18 protein-coding genes are annotated in these 20397 nt (G+C 48.4%); 1 reads left to right on the top strand and 17 read right to left on the bottom strand.

What is annotated here, in order from left to right:
• Positions 1–52 precede the first annotated feature (52 nt).
• The 17 genes from ACGHCT_RS00920 to ACGHCT_RS00840 form a co-directional block, all read right to left on the bottom strand.
• Complete coding sequence (locus ACGHCT_RS00920) at positions 53–1075, bottom strand: sensor histidine kinase (protein ID WP_390437660.1); 1023 nt, start codon at positions 1073–1075, stop codon at positions 53–55.
• Positions 1072–1737: a response regulator transcription factor gene (locus ACGHCT_RS00915; RefSeq protein WP_154257505.1), complete on the bottom strand. Its 666-nt coding sequence runs from the start codon at positions 1735–1737 to the stop codon at positions 1072–1074. The genes ACGHCT_RS00920 and ACGHCT_RS00915 overlap by 4 nt, the downstream gene beginning before the upstream one ends.
• A 96-nt stretch (positions 1738–1833) precedes the next feature.
• On the bottom strand, positions 1834–2850 hold the full coding sequence (locus tag ACGHCT_RS00910; RefSeq protein ID WP_390440107.1) for a 2-dehydro-3-deoxygalactonokinase: 1017 nt from the start codon (positions 2848–2850) through the stop codon (positions 1834–1836).
• A 19-nt stretch (positions 2851–2869) separates the two neighbouring features.
• The gene (gene dgoD / locus ACGHCT_RS00905; protein ID WP_390437658.1) at positions 2870–4018 is read right to left on the bottom strand and encodes a galactonate dehydratase; all 1149 of its coding nucleotides are present in this window, start codon (positions 4016–4018) and stop codon (positions 2870–2872) included.
• Between the two features lie 33 nt (positions 4019–4051).
• Entirely contained in the window at positions 4052–5008 is a 957-nt protein-coding gene (locus tag ACGHCT_RS00900; protein WP_390437655.1) for a phosphotriesterase, read from the bottom strand.
• Positions 5009–5041: 33 nt separating this feature from the next.
• Positions 5042–5701 (bottom strand): bifunctional 4-hydroxy-2-oxoglutarate aldolase/2-dehydro-3-deoxy-phosphogluconate aldolase, encoded by a 660-nt coding sequence (locus ACGHCT_RS00895; protein ID WP_256280997.1) that lies wholly within the window; start codon positions 5699–5701, stop codon positions 5042–5044.
• Complete coding sequence (locus ACGHCT_RS00890) at positions 5698–6993, bottom strand: AGE family epimerase/isomerase (protein WP_390437653.1); 1296 nt, start codon at positions 6991–6993, stop codon at positions 5698–5700. The genes ACGHCT_RS00895 and ACGHCT_RS00890 overlap by 4 nt, the downstream gene beginning before the upstream one ends.
• 17 nt (positions 6994–7010) lie before the next feature.
• Positions 7011–8792 (bottom strand): glycoside hydrolase family 2 protein, encoded by a 1782-nt coding sequence (locus ACGHCT_RS00885; RefSeq protein WP_256281000.1) that lies wholly within the window; start codon positions 8790–8792, stop codon positions 7011–7013.
• Positions 8793–8822: 30 nt separating this feature from the next.
• Complete coding sequence (locus tag ACGHCT_RS00880) at positions 8823–9425, bottom strand: hypothetical protein (RefSeq protein ID WP_390437650.1); 603 nt, start codon at positions 9423–9425, stop codon at positions 8823–8825.
• A gap of 29 nt (positions 9426–9454) precedes the next feature.
• Entirely contained in the window at positions 9455–10537 is a 1083-nt protein-coding gene (locus ACGHCT_RS00875; protein WP_256281002.1) for a zinc-binding dehydrogenase, read from the bottom strand.
• A 45-nt stretch (positions 10538–10582) separates the two neighbouring features.
• Complete coding sequence (locus ACGHCT_RS00870) at positions 10583–11572, bottom strand: ABC transporter permease (protein WP_154257499.1); 990 nt, start codon at positions 11570–11572, stop codon at positions 10583–10585.
• 12 nt (positions 11573–11584) lie between these two features.
• Positions 11585–12541 (bottom strand): ABC transporter permease, encoded by a 957-nt coding sequence (locus tag ACGHCT_RS00865; protein ID WP_154257498.1) that lies wholly within the window; start codon positions 12539–12541, stop codon positions 11585–11587.
• Positions 12534–14075, bottom strand: coding sequence for a sugar ABC transporter ATP-binding protein (locus ACGHCT_RS00860; RefSeq protein WP_154257497.1), 1542 nt, complete (start codon positions 14073–14075; stop codon positions 12534–12536). Before ACGHCT_RS00860 ends, ACGHCT_RS00865 begins: the two co-directional genes overlap by 8 nt.
• Positions 14076–14195: 120 nt before the next feature.
• Positions 14196–15227 carry an ABC transporter substrate-binding protein gene (locus tag ACGHCT_RS00855; RefSeq protein ID WP_154257496.1) on the bottom strand — a complete coding sequence of 344 codons (1032 nt, stop codon included), beginning with the start codon at positions 15225–15227 and terminating at the stop codon, positions 14196–14198.
• A 92-nt stretch (positions 15228–15319) separates the two neighbouring features.
• A complete protein-coding gene (locus tag ACGHCT_RS00850; RefSeq protein WP_226902518.1) occupies positions 15320–16945 on the bottom strand; it encodes a response regulator in 1626 nt (541 codons plus the stop codon).
• The gene (locus tag ACGHCT_RS00845; protein ID WP_154257494.1) at positions 16923–18722 is read right to left on the bottom strand and encodes a sensor histidine kinase; all 1800 of its coding nucleotides are present in this window, start codon (positions 18720–18722) and stop codon (positions 16923–16925) included. Before ACGHCT_RS00845 ends, ACGHCT_RS00850 begins: the two co-directional genes overlap by 23 nt.
• Before the next feature lie 211 nt (positions 18723–18933).
• Positions 18934–19473 carry a methylated-DNA--[protein]-cysteine S-methyltransferase gene (locus ACGHCT_RS00840; RefSeq protein ID WP_390437645.1) on the bottom strand — a complete coding sequence of 180 codons (540 nt, stop codon included), beginning with the start codon at positions 19471–19473 and terminating at the stop codon, positions 18934–18936.
• Between the two features lie 315 nt (positions 19474–19788).
• Here ACGHCT_RS00840 and ACGHCT_RS00835 point away from each other — a divergent pair, with 315 nt between their 5' ends.
• On the top strand, positions 19789–20391 hold the full coding sequence (locus ACGHCT_RS00835) for a DNA-3-methyladenine glycosylase I (protein WP_390437644.1): 603 nt from the start codon (positions 19789–19791) through the stop codon (positions 20389–20391).
• The last annotated feature ends 6 nt before the right edge of the window (positions 20392–20397 follow it).

Below are 20397 nucleotides of genomic sequence, written 5' to 3'. Positions count from 1 at the left end.
ATCAATATGCTGCCACGTCCTTACCTAACAGCAGCATTACAATTTTGAAATGTTACACCAATCCTGTTTCTTTCTCTGAAGCTAATGTCAGCTTAAGCTCAAAGATAGAGCCCTCCTCTTCACGGGAAGATACAGACAGATCAGTCCCCAGCTTTCTGCACAGTGTATCACACAGATAAAGCCCCATACCCGTAGACTTTCCATATTTTCTTCCGTTTACGCCCGAAAATCCCTTTCTGAAGATCCTGCCCAAATCCTCTGCCGGAATTCCGATCCCATTATCTTCTATAGATAAGGTCACTGTTCTTCCTGTCTGTACAGCAGAAAATGCAATCTCCGAACTGCGCTCCGCAGATCGGTACTTTACCCCATTGGAAATAATCTGCCCAAGCACAAAGTCCATCCATTTGGGGTCTGTGAGCACCTCATAGTCCAAATCCCCAAACTTCGGCGCTACCTGCTGTGCAATCATATACTTAGCATTGTGCTTAACCGCCTCTACCACAAGGGTCCTGAGAGAGACCCTGCGGATCTGATAGTCATCCTGCAGACTGCCGCTTTTGCTGTAATAAAGCATCTGGTTTACAAAGCCTTCCACCTTATCCATCTCCTCCGAGAGACTTCTTGTTACCTCGTTCCTGTTATTTTCCATTATCAGTCTGGAGACTGCTATTGGGGTCTTCACCTCATGTACCCACGTCTCCACATAATCCATGTACTCCTGCAAATCCCTTTGATAAGCCGCAATCCGGTCATTCAAATATTTTTCATCCTTCTGCAGAATGCAGTACAGGATTGCCCCTTCCAGAAAGTGAGGCTCGGTCAGGAATTCTGACAGATAGGAGATTTCCTCCAGATTATCTGATGCCTCAAGAAGTTTGTCGTAAAACTCCTTTCTGGCAAGAAAGCCCTGAAGCAGAATCAGAAAAAAGCCTGCGGCGTAGAATCCCTCCACAACACAGGCTACAGCAAAGGGGGTGCCAATCAGCCAGAGAATGCCGCCCCCCGCAGCAAATACAAAAACAAAGATAAGGACAGAAAGCCATCTGTCCCTGCAATAGCGAAAAAACCTCATACCAGATACCCCTGTCCCCGTTTTGTCAAAAGATAGTCCGGAAGTCCAAGATCCCCAATCTTTTTCCTCAGGCGGTTTATATTGACGGTCAGTGTACTGTCCTCCACGAACTCCTCCATCTCCCACAACTCCTGGATTAGCTCTTCTCTGGGCACAATGGTCCCTTTGTGATCCATCAGCAGTTTCAAAATGCCAAGTTCATTTTTCGTTAGCTCCACACTTTTTTCTCCGCTGGAAGCCCTACTTTTGCCTATGTCCAGAGTCAGCCCTTTGTGAACCAGTATCCGGCTGTTTTTCCGCCCATGGACACGCTGCAGCACTGCGGCAATATGGGCCAGCAGGATGTGGATATTGTAAGGCTTTGTGATATAGTCGTCCGCCCCTACATTCAGGCTCATCAGCTCATCCATATCACTGTTTGAGCTGGTGACTACAATCACCGGAAGATCTGACACCTCTCTGAGACTGCGGCAGATATAAAATCCATCATATACTGGAAGGCTCAGATCCAGCAAAACCAGATCCGGAGCCGCTTTTATAATATCTTCTGTCACATGTTCAAAGCGATCCGCACATATACAATCATAACCATTTTTCACTAATATACTCCGCAATTCCTCTCGCAGCCGGATATCGTCCTCTACAACATATATTCGATCCATTTATCCTCCTACAGAAATAAAGTTCTGCCATCAGTATACCATTATACGGCTGATTGTAAAAGAGGTTCTCCAGCACAGACGCTTTTAATCCCCTGGCTATGGCCTGGGCAGTGAGGGCAGCACCGCTTTCTTTGCTATCACGCACATCCCATACCCTGACAGCAGAACATCCTCATCCCCCTGAAAAACGGTAACTTCCTTAAATGTCCCATCCTCCATAAACAATTCTTTCAGCGCCCCCCGCAGCGGCTCTTTCCCGGCAATCACCACTTTCATATCCTCTGTCACTGTCAGTGCCCTGCTTGTTTTCACAGCCTGGATGTCTGCTGCCATTACTGCTCCCAGCAGGAAGCTGGCGCAGGACGGCTGGCTGGCTGTGACAAATTGGCCGACGATCCGTGTCAGGAAGGCAGCCCTTGACAGGCCTGTCTCCCAGGTCTGCCTTGCCCCTGCAAGAAGCATCTCCCGGTTGTAGTCTCCCGTGACAAATTCCCGTTTCACAGCATCCGCAAGGATGCTGTCCCTGGTCAGCAGAGCCAGCAGTTCCCCTGCCAGTGAGGTCAGGCAGCCGGTCATCTTAAGATTTCTATCTACAGTGACAAACTTTGTATGGGATCCTGGCAGTACGTACAGGGTTTCTCCCTGGGGGCAGAGTTCCATTAAGGCTGCTGTCTCTGTCTCCTCCCCCCTCATGATGTCCATTTTTTCCAGGTTATCCAGACTGACTTCCCCAGTAAAATTTTTCATTCCGGGAATAAAGAAGATGGGTAATGGGCAGATATCTTGAATCAATATTTTTTTTACCCCCTGAGCAAAATCCTCCAAACCGGCAGGCGCAGTCAGATGGGGCACTTCCCAAAGCCCCACATTGGATGTGAGCATTCCGCAGGCGCAGACAGCCCACACCTCTTCATAAGTAACACCGCTGCGCTCCAGGATTTCTTCCAGCATGGATTTTACTGCCTTTTTCAGTCTGGCATTGTTTCCGTCCCTGGCAGTGTCTTTTACACCCACCTCCGACTTCACGGCAGAGAGAAATTCTTTATTTTCCTTCCACAGCGCCACCCTGGTATTGGTGGTGCCGCCGTCTATGGTAATCAGATATTTTTTCATCGCCACGTCCCGCCCCCCATTACCATTCCGCTATAGAGCCGTCTTCGTGCCTCCACACCGGATTCTTCCACTCATGGGGATTTTTATTCTCCTCTGCCATCAATTCTTTGTTTATTTCCATGCCCAGTCCAGGTCCCTGGGGGAACTTGGCATACCCCTTTTCAAAAGCATAGACCTGGGGATTTTTAATGAAGTCCAAAACTCCATGCCCCTGATTGTAGTGGATCCCCATGCTCTGTTCCTGGATAAATGCGTTGTAACTGACTGCATCTACCTGTAGACAGGCGCTGAGGGCAACTGGTCCCAGTGGGCAGTGCGGGGCCAGGGCCACATCATAGGCCTCCGCCATGGCTGCGATCTTCCTCACTTCCGTTATCCCCCCGGCATGGGACAGGTCAGGCTGGATGATGTCCACACCCCCCGCATTTAACAGACGCCTGAAATCGTATTTTGTAAACAGGCGCTCCCCTGTGGCTATCGGGATATTGGCAATGCGGGCAATCTCTTTAAACTCCTCCATGTTCTCACAGAGCACCGGCTCTTCGATAAACATGGGGGCGAACTCTTCCAGTTTCTTTGCCAGAATTTTGGCCATGGGTTTATGGACGCGGCCATGGAAATCAATGGCAATGCCAAAGTATTTTCCGCATGCATCCCGGATGGAAGCTACCCGTTCCAGCACTGCATCGATCTTGTCATAGCTGTCCACGATCTGCAGTTCCTCTGTAGCGTTCATCTTTACCGCAGTGAAGCCAGCGTCCTTGCGCTCTTTCGCCGCTGCCGCCACATCACTGGGCCGATCCCCCCCAACCCAGGAATACATGCGCATCTTTTCCCTGCACTTCCCTCCCAGCAGCTCGTAAACCGGTGCATTAAACTTCTTTCCCTTGATATCCCAGAGTGCCTGGTCAATACCTGCCATGGCACTCATCATCACAGGGCCGCCCCGATAGAATCCGGCCCTGTACAGCTTTGTCCAGATATCCTCGATATTACCCGGATCTTCACCCAGAAGATACGGCTTCATCTCCTCCACACACGCCTTGACTGTGGCTGCCCTGCCCTCAATGACGGGTTCCCCCCAGCCGGTATATCCGTCGTCTGTCTCTATTTCTACAAATCCCCATCTGGGACGTACCAGATAGGTATGGATTTCTTTTATTTTCATGCTGTACTTCCTCCCTTGTGCATGTTTGGAAATCTAATCTTCTGCAAAATAGGCTCTGGGATTCTCCCTCATAAGCTGATGAATTTCACGATCCCCGAATCCCCGCTCCCTTAGCATTGGCAGGACGTATCGGTGAATATAACGGCTGTTGTATTTGGCGTCATCCGGATCCTGACGCCGCTTTGTCTCCCACTCAAAAGTTCCCAGATCCACAAAGCTTACATAATCGTGGGAAATCATGAGCTGTCCAATCCAGCCCCGGTCACACAGCTCTGCCAGGGTATTTACCCGTTCCTCCAGCGGATTCTTGGCGTCATCTCCGAAACGGTCAAGCCCAATCCAGCATCCCATTCGCAGCAGTTCTTCCAGATAAAAGAGGTCGTTGGTATCCCCGCAGTGTCCGATGAGCACCTTTCTGGGATTCAGCCCCTCTTTCTCAAAAATCTGCATCTGGCTGATTCCGCTTCGATTCTGATACCAGCTGTGGGTCGCTATGGGCAGACCGCTGAGTTTCGACGCCTTTGCATGGGCTCTCAGCAGGATTCGGTTCAGGTCGGTTACCCCCGGAGTATCAGTACCGCACTTAATCAATCCCGGCTTAATAGCTGTATCCTGTATTCCCTCTTCTATGTCTTTCATCAGCCATTTTACAAAGTTGTCCTCTGAGCGCAGGAACATCCACTGGTTTTCTGAATAGAAAAATCCAGTACTGGCTATGATCTGCATCCCGGTTTTCTCTGCCACATCCCTGATTGCATGGATGTCCCGCCCCAGGCACACCGGGGTCTGTTCCACCAGGGTCTCCACTCCGATTTCTCTGGTACGCTTTACATCTTCGGATGCCCATTCTATGAAGGAATCGTAGTCAAACCAATCTTTAAAGGACATACGCATGGACCAATTGGCCTGCAGGATATGCTCGTGCATCAGTGTTGTCCCCAACTCATCCACCGACAGCAGACCGCCCACCGTATGAATCATCTTTGGCATTTTAGCCTCCCCCTTTCCCTTCCTATGCTCACTCTAAATTACACCGTTTGCATTTTCCACATAGCGCCGTGCCAAAGCTGTTATTTTTGTAAACTCACCTGCCTCCACAAGTTCCCTTCTGGTCAGCATGCCTCCCACCCCGGCGCCCACTGCGCCGGCTTTGATGAACTCCCGGATATTATCCGGGGAGACGCCCCCAACTGCCATGAAATCAATGTGCTTGAGGGGTGCTTTCAATGCCTTAAGATAGGCAGCCCCCAGGTTGGCGATTGGAAACAGCTTAATCATGTCCGCACCCGCCCGGTGTGCACCTGCAGCTTCGGTAGGGGTCATGGCTCCCGGCAGGGAGACCAGTCCGGCCTCCCGGGTATGTCGGATGACCTCCGGGTTAGCGTCCGGTGATATGATATAACCGGCGCCGGCCTTTTTTGCCAAATTTACCTGCTCCACCGTCATCACCGTTCCCGCTCCCGGCAGCACTCTGCCGCCGAAGTTTTCCCAAATCGCCTGGATCGCTTCCACGGTTTCCCCCCAGGTATCAGGCCCTGACTGATCAAAAGTTACCTCTATCATATTGATGCCGCCTGCATACAGAGCTTCTGCCAGCTGTATGCACTGCTTAGGATGAAATCCCCGAACGATGGCAATTACTTTCTTCTCCCTGATGTTTCTGATTATTTCTTCTCTGGTCATTTTATACCATCCACCTCTTTCCCTGCGGACTTATCCATTTGCAGAATGCTCTCCAGGCGCAGCAGCGTCTCCAGCATTGCCCGCCCTGTATGATACATCCCTTTCCATGGATTTCCCAGCTGGGTCTCTATGGGGGAGCCGTCGAATCTCACCAGCTGCCTCCACTCCCCAGCCTCATGGTTAATCATATAAGCGGTGTCAAACTCCCAGGTCTTTACAAATGCCTGGGCATAACGGGTATCACCCTCCTGCTGATAGGCATCCAAAAAACCCACCAGCACTTCGCAGTTCTGCCACCACTCCTTGTCCTTTACCAGGGCCTGGCCTTCGTGGGGTCCGTCCCTGTAGACGCCGCCCCGTTCATAGTCAAAGCCGTATCGTAAGGCATGTTCCACCAGGTTATGTGTGATAGGGAGGAAGTGGTCTGTCTCATATCCAAGAATCTTCGCCGCATAATTCAAAAGCCAGGCCAGTTCCACGTTATGGCCGTAGGAGGTGGTGTCTGTAGGTGTCTCCACCACTTCCCCCGTCTCCCGCTCCGCATTCCAGGTCCTCCGTATATTGATCGCCGGTTTCCGGTTAAAATGAATGTCGAACTGATTATAGCCGCAGCCAATCTCGGTATTTACCATCTTAGTCAGTATTACATCGATGACCTCTTCCAGCTTTCTCCTGTGGATTTCCTGTCCCGAACATTCGTAAAGGGTGGTAAAAGCCTCCATAGTGTGCATATGAATATCCAGGGACTTCAAATCTCCTGCTGCAAATCCTGGCGCCGACAGGGAAAAATCCTGTTCCAGATTCTCGTAGTATCCGCCGTTAGCCGTATCCGTACAGAACTTCTGCAGCAAGTCAAAGGTGCGGCAGGCATAGTCAAGTCCTACAGAGTCTTGGCTGGCCAGGGTGTACTCCGACAGTGCATAGATGGCAAAGGTCTGTCCATATACCACCTTCCCCTTATCCAAAACCTCTCCCCTGCAGTCAGTCTTCCAGAACCAACCGCCGAACTCTGCATCCCAGAAATGCCGGATGAAGAATTGGACCCCCTGTCTGGCCTTCTCCAGATACTCCTCTTTTTTATATTTTCTGGCATATGCGGAGTAGGCCCAGATCATCCTGGTCTGCGTCACAATGTATTTGTCCGCGTCCTCATTGACTTTACCCTGGCTGTCACAGCATACCAGGTATCCTCCGTACCTGGTATCATCGCCCCGTTCCTCCCAGAACGGAAGCAGTTCTTGATCCACATGTTCTTTTATCTGGCGGTATACCTCCATCAGAATCTCTCTCATGCCTATCCCTTCCTCCCTCACTGCCCTGTATGGGTACAGCGCTCAAATTCTTCATAGATTTTTTGATTCAGCTTTTTGACAGTCTCTTCCTCCACTTTTACCAGGTCCCGGTCATAGGTCAGAAGTCCGTTCACCTCTTCCTCCACATCACTTACCTGTGTGTAGACCGTGCCGCACAAGCCTTTGCTTATTCCCTTTATGATGTCAGTCTCAAGCAATTCTCTGTAACCTTTGGTCAGTTCCTGTTTTGTCTGGTAAATCCGGTAACCGTAGACTTCACTGCAGAAGCTGTGACCTTCTATCCGCTGAGAGTATCCCCCGTATTCCGTGAGCGCCACCACCCGGTCTTTCTTGGGTTTTACCTTCAGCCTTCTCCAGTAATTGTGGATACTGTACATGTCTCCGCCGCCCTGGTCAAACCAGCCGCTTGCCTCGTCGATCAGCCGCAGGGCATCCAGCTTCCTGACCCTGGCAGCTGCCTCTGCCGCATCAAACTGTCCCCATCCCTCGTTGAAGGGTACCCAGGCAGCGATGCTGGGCACATTGTACAGATGAGCAATGGCGGCCTTCAGTTCTCTGTAATACTGCGCTCTCCCGGCTTTCTCCCTGCGGGCAAATGCCCTGTATTTATTGTCCTTTACCAGGCGTCCGAAAGGCATCCAGAAATTAGGCATAAAGCAGATAAACTTCATATGATAATCACTGCCGCCGTTTACCATATCCTGCCACACCAGCATCCCAATCTGGTCACAGTGGTAATACCACCGGGCAGGTTCTACCTTAATGTGCTTGCGGATCATGTTAAAACCCAGCTCTTTCATTTTCACAATGTCATAGCGGAGAGCCTGGTCTGTGGGCGCAGTATACAGACCGTCCGGCCAGTATCCCTGATCCAGCAGCCCGTTGTGGAAATAGGGTTTGTTATTCAGCATAAAACGCAGAATCCCCTTTTCATCCCTTCCTACAGAGAACTTGCGCATGGCAAAATAAGTGCGGACGCAGTCCTCTCCCATAGTGATTTCCATATGGTATAAATGAGGGGTTTCCGGGGACCAGCTTTTAAAGTCTTTTATTTTTATATCTTTTTTCTTATCTGCAGCCATACAGGCCGAGACGGCCTCACAGTCACCGTCAAGGATTCTTATCCTCACGTCCCTTCCCCTGCGTCCCGTACTGAACACTTTTATGCCAATGGATCCATTGTCATAATCCGGATCCAGCTTCACCCGTTCGATATAGCATTCTGGTACACTTTCCATCCAGACAGTCTGCCAGATTCCACTCTGGGCAGTGTACCACATGCCTCCCCGCCCCAGCTTCTGTTTCCCCCTTGAGAGATAGGAGGTATCCGAGTAATCTCTCACCGTCAGGGTCAGTTCGTTGGCCCCCTTTGCCAGATATTCTGTGATATCGAAGCAGAATGGGAGATAGCCCCCCTCATGGCTGCCAACAGGGCTGCCATTTAAAAACACTTCACAGATCTGGTCCACTGCCCCAAAGTGGAGCAAAACGCGTTTTCGGAGAAATCCCTCCGGCAATGTAAACTGCGTTTTATAATGAAGGTATTCATCCGGCCTGGTCTGTCTGTGCACGCCTGAAAGAAATGCCTCCGGAGAGAAGGGGACCAGAATCTTCCCGTCGTACTTCACAGGTGCTTTTTTTTCAAAATTTATAGCATACTCCCAGTAGCCATTCAGGTTCAGATAACTGTCTCTGACCATCTGGGGACGGGGGTATTCCTGCAAAGGCTTATCTGTGTCCAGGTTTTTTCCCCACCTGGTAAATAGCTGATGGTTCATCCATTCTCCTCCTGTTCCCCTGGGGATATCTTATTCTATGTTCCTATGGTTCGCTTCCATATCATCGTAAGTCAAACCCATCTCGTCTTTTATCAGGATTGCAGCAATGTCCATAAGCAGATACAAGTGCTGTTCATAGAGATTACCCATGGGCTGTATGGTGGGAACCACATCATGCTGCCTGGGTGCATCCGGATCCTCCCTGTCTTTCCCCATATAGACGGCAGCCGGGATAAAAAGTACAAAGTCTGCAAAGTTTTTCACATTGCCCCCTTCGGGAAGGCCCGTAATAATTGCCACTTTAGCGCCTGTCTTGGAAGCCCTCTCCTCAATACGCCTGTGGATCCCCACATCACCGAACCCGTCAGAGATGATCAGAAGATCCCCCTCATGCATTCCTATGGTGGTGTCATCCATGAGCCAGTACGTGGGTTTTCCCAGATGGGCCAGCCGCATGGCGAATCCCCGCAGGGAAATCCCCTCCCGACCAGCTCCGTGGACAAATATCTTGTTGGATTTTACAATTAAATCCACAAATCCTTTCAGCTGTTCCATATCCAGTTTTTCAAATACGGCTTTATGTTCCTGGATAATCGCCTGGTAATACTTCTTATATGTATCGATATAGCTCACATAAACCTCCTGCCCTTCTGGTCTTCCTGCTATTCTAATGGGGAAAGGACACTTTCATCCTTGGTGATAATGATTTTTATAGCCTTCTTACTCCTGGCCAGGTCAAATCCTTTCCGCCAGTCTTCCAGCCTGATATGATGGGAAATCATGCCCTTTACGTCTACTTTCCCAAGTTCTAACAGCCGCATTACATTCTTCCAGGAATTATAATCATAGCCAAAATGTCCGATCAGTGACACTCCTCTGTCTGTAAAGGGATCAAGGGTCTGCTCATATGGCCGTTTATCATAACCGATGCGCACAATTCTGCCTCCGGTGCGCACGATCTGCACTGCCTGCTTCATAACCGCATTTGCCCCAGCCGCATCAATACAAACCGCTGCCATATCTCCTTTGGTAATCCTTTTTATCTCTTCATATACATCCTGCTTATCTGATTTAATGATGTGGTTAGCCCCGTACTTCTCAGCGATCTTAAACCGCTCCTCATCTGCCTCCAGACCAACGGCAATGATGTTGGCACATCCGGCAAGCCTGGCAATTTGGATGGCAAACAACCCTAAAGGACCTGCGCCGTACACGATAATATCCTCGCCGGGCAAAATCCGTCCCTCCTGAATCACTGCTTTATACGCATTGCATATGGGATCCAGGATTGCCGCCTCGTCAAAACTTACATTTTCCGGAATGGCAAAGAGTGTGTTGGGATTCCGCGCAAGCAGCTCCCCGTCGATTCTCACATAGTCTGTAAACCCGCCGTCCATGCCATAGCCCAGCCCTTTGCGGTCGGGACAGCTTAAAAACTGTCCGTTGCTGCATGCATAACATTTCCCGCACACATAGCCGGTGTTATCTGAAACTACCCGATCCCCCACTTTCCAGTCCTTTACATTCTTACCAGCTTTGGCAACTACCCCTGAAAATTCATGCCCTAAGACAACAGGACAATTCAGATGATTGGGATGGTCACCATTATCGTAAGCGATATCCGAGCCGCAGATTCCGGCAGCTTTTACTTCAATAAGTATGTCATCATCACCTATTTCCGGGACTGGAACTTCCCGAAGTTCCGTCTCCCTTGGTCCTGTTCCATATTTCACTAGTGCTAGCATCCAACCTTCCTCCTTACTCTTATGTTCATTGCAGTCTCTTCTGATTTACGCAGCCTCTTCCTGTTTCCAGGTATGCTTTTTGCCTTTCCGGATCTTCAGCACATCCGACTGAACACCAATGGAAATCAGTACCAGGATTCCCATGATGATATTCTGCCACCAAGAATTCAGGTTTCCTGCAAAGTTAAATATCGTATTGATGGTAGCAATTACCAGAATTCCAAAAAATGTCCCGCTGAATTTCCCCTCTCCCCCTGAGAGCTTGATTCCGCCCAGAGCACACATGGCAATTGCCGTGGTCTCCCATGTATCACCCGCAGTAGGCTGTGCGGTATAGAGTCTGTTAGCCAGCAGCATACCTGCCAATGCGGCGAAAAATCCACACATTACATAGCATAGAATCTTAATTTTATCTACCTTAAGCCCCATCATCTTGGCCGCCTCTTCATTGCCGCCCACGGCATAGATGCCCATGCCAAACTTTGTATTATGGGACAGGTGCATACAGATCAAAGTTGCAATCACCAGGAAATACACCAGAATATTAATCCCTAAAATTTTGGTATTCCCCAAAGCGATCAGCGCATCATTGCTGACAGACACCGGTTTTTTGTTTGTCATCAGCAGTACAATACCCCGGACCCCCAGCATAGTAGCAAGGGTTGCCACCCAGGAGGATATCCTCATCTTCGCTACCATAAACCCATTTAAGAATCCGCAGAATATACCTGCCAAAAGCCCCAGAGCAATACCCAGGATAGGATTCTGAGCCCCAAACATTGCCATAATCACACCACCAAGGGCCATAACTGCGCCTACAGACAGATCGATCTGGGCAATCAGAATGACAAACGTCATCCCCAATGCCAGGAATCCGCCGTCGCTGGCCGCTTTCCGGAACAGATTGGCTATAGAATCAAAAGATGCAAAGCTCCTGCTGGAAAAAGCAATACTTGAAAATACAAAGAGAATCAAAAATGCTGCGATGGAGCTCTTTGAACTGAACCATTGATATATACTTTTTGCTTTATTCATTTCAACCCCTCCTTAAGCAGCCTTATCGCGCTGAATATATACGGCAAAGATAATAATGAAGGCCTTCAATACCTGTGCATATTCATACGTGATATTATTCATGTTAACAGTAATGGTAATCAGCAGCATGATCAGCGCACCGATCACTGTTCCAAAGATCTTGGCTCGTCCCCCAGACATGCATGTCCCGCCCACCGCAACAGCCGCAATGGCATCCAGTTCAGAGAGAAGTCCCAGTGAGTTTCCGTCAGCAGCACCGATCTTAGCTGTGGCGAAGATACCGGCAATCGCTGCCAGAACAGCACTGGAGATGTAAACAATCATCAGTGTCCTTGTAGAGTTAATGCCTGCCAGCTGCGCTGAACTGGGGTTATCTCCTACTGCCTGAATATGCCGGCCGAGAATGGTCTTCTCCAGTACGAACCATACGATTGCCACTGCCAGTACAATGGGAATAATCTGGATGGGGATTCCCCCCAGGCTGGCACTTCCCAGCATCTTAAAGGAATCTGCATTATCACCTGAAATATAGATAATCTTGGCATCATTTAATATCTGGGCAACGCCCCTGACGCCAATCATCAGTGCCAGTGTCACTACCATTGCCTGGACACGTAGCTTTCCTACCATAAAGCCGGCAATCGCACCTGAGAGGGCACCCACGAAGATTGCTGCTATACAGGCCGCCAGCACCCCATAGGGAAGCAGCTTGACTGTTACTATGCCTGCCAGGGCCATCACTGCACCTACGGAAATATCAATTCCTCCTGTAGAGATGACCATGGTCATGCCCATTCCTGTGAGAATAATGGTACAGGACTGGATAATAATGTTACGGACTGTTCCCATGCTGAAAAAGTTGGGTGTAATCACTGCATTTATTACAAGGAAAACCAACAGGAGAATGACAGCACTGTATTTTTTCAAAGTTGCAACTGTATCTGCTTTGGTTCTGACTGTATTACTCATTTGCTGCACCTCCAATGTTCTCTAATTCCCCGCCGCCGCTGGCGATAATCTCCATCACCTTATCCTGATGGATATCATCCCCTATGAGCTCACCCAGCTTGCGCCCTTCACGCATAACTACTACCCGGTCACAGTTACGCTCCAGCTCAGCAATCTCAGAGGAAATCATAAGAATGCTGATTCCCTGTGAGGCAAGCTCCAGAATCAGTGCTTCTATCTCTGCTTTTGCGCCCACATCAATGCCTCGGGTGGGTTCATCCATAATCACCAGCTTAGGATTCATGCAGAGCCATCTTGCCAGGAGTACCTTCTGCTGATTGCCCCCGCTCAAATTCCTGATCGGCTGGTTCTGTGTAGGCGTCTTGATTGCCAGGCGCTTGATATACTCGTCTACGATTTGTCTCTGCTTAGCGGCAGATACAATGCCCATCTTGCTGATCTGAGGAAGAAGGGCAATGGTCATATTCTCACGCACGGACAGATGGGGGATAATTCCTTCCACCTTCCTGTCCTCTGTGCAGAATCCCATCCCAAGTCCTATGGCGTCTTTGGGATTTTTAAATTTCTGCTCCTGGCCCATCCAGAAGATTTCTCCTTCATCCGGCTGCGTCGCCCCAAATAACACTTTTCCGAGTTCCGTGCGCCCGGAGCCAAGCAGTCCGGCCAGTCCTAAGACTTCTCCCTTTTTAATGGTAATCCCAAGCCCGTTCAGTCGGGTTCCCTGACGGATGTCCTTCATCTCAACCAGGGTTTCCGCATTCTCAAGGGTGTATCCCTTCTTGGTTCGCTCCAGCTGTTTTGCTTCTTTGCCAATCATGAGATTAATCAGTCTGAGCTGATCGATCTCCCTGATGTCTACTTCCCCTGACAGAGCGCCATCCTTGAGTATTGTCACATGTTCACAGATTTCAAAAATTTCATCCAGGCGATGGCTTATAAATATAACGGCAATATTTTTTGCCTTTAATTTCTTTATAATATCAAACAATACCCGCACTTCTTTGGTATCCAGGGAAGAAGTGGGCTCATCCATAATCACTAACTTTGCATTTACTGAAATTGCCCGGCCAATAGCAACCATCTGCTGGACAGCCGTGCCATATGTAGAAAGGGGGGCGGTAACATTGATATGGATTCCCAAATCCGCCAGCACCTGTTCACAGCCCGTGATCATTGCTTTACGGTCAATGACCCCTGCTTTGGTTCTTGGTTCTCTTCCAAGATACATGTTCTCATACACTGTTTGAAACGGTACAAGGTTTAATTCCTGATAAATTGTACTGATGCCTGCATTCTGCGCTTCCAGTGCAGTCTTAGGATTAAGCTCTTTTCCGTCGAAGGTGATGCTCCCCTCGTCTCTCTGATAGATCCCGGTAAGTGTCTTAATCAACGTAGATTTCCCGGCACCGTTCTCCCCCATCAGTGCGTGGACTTCCCCTTCTGCCACAGAGAAGTCCACCCCCTTCAGGGCCCGAACCCCGGGGAAATTCTTTACGATCCCCCGCATCTCTAACAACATCTTATTCCTAGCCATAACTTCTCTCCAATCATAGAAACGACCATTCCATTTATACTTTTTTGAAATATAGACAGAATGGTCGTTACACTATTTAGTATCTGCCTTTTGTAACAGCATACTGTTTTTTAGCATTCTTTAGAATCCAGCGTCTACACTGGCATTGTCCTTCGTATACAGTGTATCTTCATTTGTATAAGAAGCGTCAACTTTCTGTCCGCTTTCAATTTTTGCACAGAGTTCAAATGCCGGCTCGCCGAACAGAGGGGAACAGGAACAGGATGCCAGCTGCTCTCCTGCAAGGATAGATTCCATGGCAGCCTTTGGTCCGTCAATACCTACAACATAGATGTCTTTTCCTGGTGTATAGCCTGCCGCTTTAATGGCGGCGATTGCGCCCTGGGCCATATCGTCATTGTGACAGTATACAGCGTCAATCTCATCGCCCTGTGCCTGAAGGATATTGGCCATAACGTCCTGAGCCTCATCCATTACATAGTTGGCAACCTGGTCAGCCACTACCTTCAAGTCGGTACCTTCAATTGCGTCCATAAAGCCTTTCTGACGGTCATTTGTTGAAGTTGCTCCCTGTGTTCCCTGAAGGATTGCGATATTGCCTTTCCCTCCCAAGGTCTCAGAAATAATTTTTGCGCACTGCTCTGCCTCCCATACAAAGTCGGACATGATCTGGCTTGTGTATAACTGTCCTGCTTCTCCGTTTACGGAACGGTCAACCAGAATAACCGGAACATCTTTGTCCATAGCAGACTGAAGTGCTGCCTGAAGACCGTCTTCTTCCTGGGGTGCAATAATCAAATAGTCGGCACCCTGTGCAACCATATCCTCAATATCCGATGCCTGTTTTGCTATGTCAGCGGAAGCATCTGTGTAAATAAGATTTACACCATACTTTTTAGCTGCTGCCTGCATAGATTCAGTCTCGGCAATTCTCCAGCTATTTCCATTATCACACTGTGAGAATCCAATCGTCTTGCCCTCCAGTACGCTCATGTCAACTTCACCGGAGCTCTGGGGTTCTGCCGCTTCCTTGTCATCTTTTGCCGGCGCCTCGGCAGCGGCAGCAGGTGCCTCGTCTTTTTCTCCTCCGCATGCAGCAAGGGCTAACCCCATAGTCATTGCTAGTACCAGACTCAAAGCTTTCTTCCTCATAGTCTCTTCCTCCTTGGAATTTTTTGATATGGTAAGTATAATGAAATGTGAACAAAAGATGAATCCAATATTTCATAATTTTCTTTCAAAATTCATGAAAGGGTTTGGTTCTCTTTTCGAAAGGCCGATGGGCTTACCCCGCAGACGCCTTTAAAAACCGTGCTGAAGTACGCGGGAGTTGAATATCCACAGGCGTTTGCCACTTCATAATTTTTCATATTCGTATGGAGCAGGCAATTCTTAGCCTTCTCAATTCTTACTTCTGTCAGATACTCTATGAATGTCTTGCCTATCTCCTTCTTTAAGATAAGACTTAGATAAGACACGCTGATATAGGCATAATCTGCGGCATCCTTCATAGCCAGATCCTCCTCCATGTAATGGGTATCTATATATTCTAAAATTCGCTTTAACACCCCCTGCATTTTTGCGCCGGAGACACTGCCAAAATATTCGTGTATCTGTGCACAGACTTTCCCTATCTCTTCTATCATCTCGTGACGCTTTCGTTTCTCAATAATGCGATGAAAGGCTTCCATAGGATCACCGATAATATCCTGTATGTTAGCCCCCACCTCCTCCGGAAGTTTAATTAACTCAAAATACAGGTTGCTTACAATCATCACAATCTGCATATAGGATACAATCTTCTCCCTGGAAAGACTTTCCCGGAACTCCTCCAGGCAGCTTGCAATTCCTTCCCCAGTCCCGCTTCTCACCTCGAAGAACAGGGCCTGGGCATCATAATTCATATGCTGTATGGTGCTGCTTGCTTTGCCGTCTGTATGAAGAATCTGCGACCAATTCTCCAGAAATTTCTTCTCACAGCTGCCCCTGGCATTCAGGAAAGATTTGTACAGGCCGGTCAGCTCCCTGGAAACACAGCCAAAGGTCAGCTGCAGATGCTCCATGTCATCTCTCTTGACATCAAAGAGACTGCTGATGTCTTTTATGATTTTCTTGACTTCCTGTGCAGAGTTATGTACGATGCAGAATAGCCGTTCACAGTTACTGGAGCGCAGGATCTCCACATGATTTCCCTCCTCAGTCACCTCATAGTCCTGTAAACACCTGTTTACCATCTGTTCAAAGGCCCTGTCCATTTCAATGATTTCCAGATAGTCGCAGTCAATGGATACGATGGGAAAATTTTGCTGCTCCAGGATGCCCACCGAATAATACTTTCCGTTTACATGCTCGCCGATCTGGGAAACCAGGTCCCCAAGCTCTTCCGGACTCTGCTTCCTCAGAAGGATTTTTGAAAACAAAGTCTGACGTATGGTTCCCAATCCCTGCTGGCTCATGTCCTTCAGTTTCAGGATCTCTCTTTCTTTCTCCCGTTCTGCTAAAATGGTCTCTGTAATGGATTTCATCACTGTGTCCAGCTGTTCCAGGTTCACAGGTTTCAGGATATATTCGGACACTCCCGCTTTCAGCGCCCTTCTGGCGTACTCGAATTCATCATAACCGCTGATGATAACGATTTTAATCCGGGGATACTTTTCCCTTATTTGCTCCGAAAGCTCTATCCCGTCCATGTGGGGCATCTTGATGTCTGTAATCACTACATCCGGACTAACCTTTTCCATAAGGGCCAGCGCTTTGATTCCATCCTCAGCAGCGCCTGCCAATTCGCACCCAAGCTTTTCCCAATTCACACAGGTTGACAGCCCATCCCTCAGCAGATCCTCGTCCTCAACTATGATTACCTTCAGCAAATTCTCCCTCTCCTTTCTTCGGCAGTGTCACGTAGACCCGGGTCCCCATTGTATATTCGCTCTCAAAATGCAGTCCGTACCTGCTTCCGTAGGTTGTCTGGATCCTTCTCTGCACATTGATGACTCCGTAAGCATTGGGATCAAAGTCAATCCCCTTCTCCATCATATTCTCTATCTCCCTGAGCTTCTCCGGCTTCATGCCCATGCCATTGTCTGTGACTGTGATTAAAATTTCTTCTTCTGTGGCTTCCATGCTTACCCGGATGAGTCCCGGCACTCCCTTTTCTTTAATTCCGTGATAAAGGGCATTCTCCACAATGGGCTGGAGAATCATTTTAATAACATAGTACTTTTTCAAGTCCTCCGGCACGTCCACCTCATAACTCAGCAGCTTAGCGTAGCGTATTTTCTGAATTGCCACATAATTTCCCACATGTTTGAGCTCCTCTTCCAGGGTAATCTCGCTGCGCCCCCGGCTTAATCCGATGCGCAGGAAATTAGTCAGGGAGGTAATCATCTCTTCTAACTTTTCCAAGCGGTTCATCCTGACCATCCAGATAATGGAATCCAGGGTATTGTATAGAAAGTGCGGGTTGATCTGCGACTGCAGCGCCTTAAACTCCGCCTGGTTCAGTTTCTTCTGGTTTTCCTGCTCCCGCTCAATCAGCTGATTGATCTTAAGTACCATGTGGTTGAAACTGTGAACCAGCTCTCCCACCTCGTCCTTCCCACCGTATTCCACACGCACGCTGAAATTTCCCTTTTCCACTTCTTTCATGGTGGTGCGGATCTCCCGGATGGGCTTAGAGACCTGGTTAGAACCGATCACCGCGAATGCAATTGCTATAATTGCGAATACACCAATTACGATAAAAATAGAATTGCGCAGCACTCTGACTTTTGCATACATCTCCTCATAAGAGATAAGACCCATGACTTTCCAGCCGCTGTCTGAGAGTTCAGCCACAGACACCAGATACTTGTCCCCGTCGATGCGGATATCCTTTGTCCAGGAGTTTGAAGACAATGCGCTTTCGGCCACGGCTCTGCTGATTGCCTCTGTCTCCCTTGCGCTCTCATTGGCATTGGTGTAGATGATTTTATTCTTTTCATCCAGTATGTAGGTAGTTCCCTTAAAGACTAATCCGCTGTCCTTCACCTGCTCCAGCTCTTCCGTCAGTATGTCTACCACTACAACTCCCAATATTCTGGTGGATGCACGGTCTTTAATGGGCACCACCACACTAATGGTAGAGTCATCCAGATTATTTACAATGTTCGATCCAAAGTGTGGAGGCATCCATAACACCTCACCGGTCTCCATTACTTTTTTGTACCAGTCCTTGTCTAAAAATTCTTTTTCCCGCAGCCCATACCTGGTGGAACGGTAGATGGCGCCGTTGTCTCCGAGGACAAAGATGCCGTTGATGTCATCCACAAAGCGGTTTCTGTCATAAAGGATATAGTTGTACTGGACCCTCTGCTTATACAGGGTCTGCTCTGTTTCCGGCAGGGGCTTTCGCAGGGTTGCCTGTATCTCTGCGTCTCTGGCCACCTGCTTGGCCTGGTCCAGCGCATTGCTCAAAACCCGGTTGGTATCTGTATTCACCTGGCGTATGGTATTCTTCACAGATTCCGTGGCCGTATCATAGGTGATATTAATAGAGATGTGGTAAAAAACCACCATGCTGCCAATGACCAGCAGGAAAAGAACGGTAAAATGCGCCAGCAGCCTCCCCCGGATTGAATGCTTCCACTCTGAGAACCATGTATTCATTTTATTCTCCTTTCGCTAATCTGCACATCGCATCTTTTGTTACTTCATTATAATGTCATGACATTTCACTTGTCAATTGTCTTTGTGCTGCATGAATGGAATAATTCCTGTTAATATTTAAAAAAATCTTATATTTGCAGGAAATTTTCCATTTTTTATAGCAAATAGGAGCGGAAACCTGCCGGTTTCCGCTCCTAAACTGCTGTACCTGTCACAAAGCAGTGCCTTTGGTGGGAATAGTAAACTTTTTCATATCTGCCCCCTCATGGGACAAAAGCCACACCTTTTTCTGAATGCCTCCCCCATAGCCGGTGAGACTTCCATTTGCCCCCACTACACGGTGGCATGGGATGATAATAGAGATCGGGTTATGTCCCACCGCCCCTCCCACTGCCTGGGCGGACATCTTCTGTTTGCCCAGCTTCTCTGCTGCTTTCCTTGCGATTTCCCCGTACGTGGTCACTTCTCCGTAAGGAATCTCGCAGAGCAGTTTCCATACCTCCTGTCTGAACTCACCGCCTATAGGCGCCAGGGGCAGCTCATCTATCTTTGGTTTTTCCCCGGCAAAGTATCGGTTCAGCCAGTTTATTGCGGCTTCAAACTCCGGGAGATCGTCTTTGGGGAGCAGCTCTTCTTTTACTGAGCCGCAAAAATATTTCTGGCCTTCTATCCACACACCCACAAGATGCTCTCCATCACTTGCCAAAGTAATCTGTCCCAGGGGAGAATCGTAATTCGTAGAATAATACATATTCATTTCCTCCTTAAAGTAAATTCTATGGGTAACACTGCTCTTTACCTTTATAAAATTATACCATACACCGGGTTGTTTTCCTCTTTTTTATATATGAAATAACAATAATATCTATTATGTCTGTGTCCTGAGCCTTTGGCATCACTCCAGTAAGTCCCTGAGAATAAACTTGACGGAATATATCTTTGAGGGTATCATTTTGCTTATAAGTAATCAGAAGAATACGGTATATTCACGGAGAATATAATAATCCTTATTCTTTCCCAGCCAGATACAGGGGCACAGCAATAGGAAAGGAATAAAATATACGATATGAAACGTTGTCCATGGTGTCTCATCAATGAGCCAATGATCCAGTACCACGACCAGGAGTGGGGGATTCCCGTACATGATGACCAGAAGCAGTTTGAGTTCTTAATGATGGAAGTCATGCAGTGCGGGCTGAACTGGAATATGATGATCCGGAAACGGGAAATCTTCAGGCAGTGCTTCGCCGGTTTTGACTATCATGCGGTCGCCGGTTTTGCAGAAGCAGATATAGAACGTATTATGAATACCGAAGGAATGATAAAATCACGCCGTAAAATAGAAGCTGTCATCCACAATGCCCGGTGTTTCCTGAAAATACAGGACGAGTTCGGCAGCTTCAGCCGGTATCTGTGGGATTATTCCAAAGGGAAGACCATACTTTATGCAGGACATCAGAAAGGAAACATCCCTGCCAGGAACGGACTTTCCGATCTCATCAGCAAAGATCTGAAAAAACGGGGATTCAAGTATCTCGGTTCTGTTACTGTATATTCTCATCTTCAGGCCTGCGGGATGATAAATGATCATGAGGAGTCCTGCGATTGTTATCAAAAACTGATTGCACAGTATCCTGTCATCCGTAAAAGGAGATACCTGGAGGGGTGAATTTCC

It is taken from the genome of Lactonifactor longoviformis, from assembly GCF_042848515.1.
Lineage (GTDB): Bacteria > Bacillota > Clostridia > Lachnospirales > Lachnospiraceae > Lactonifactor > Lactonifactor longoviformis.
The sequence above is the reverse complement of the archived record's forward strand: the minus strand, read 5'-3'. Positions and strand labels throughout refer to the sequence as shown.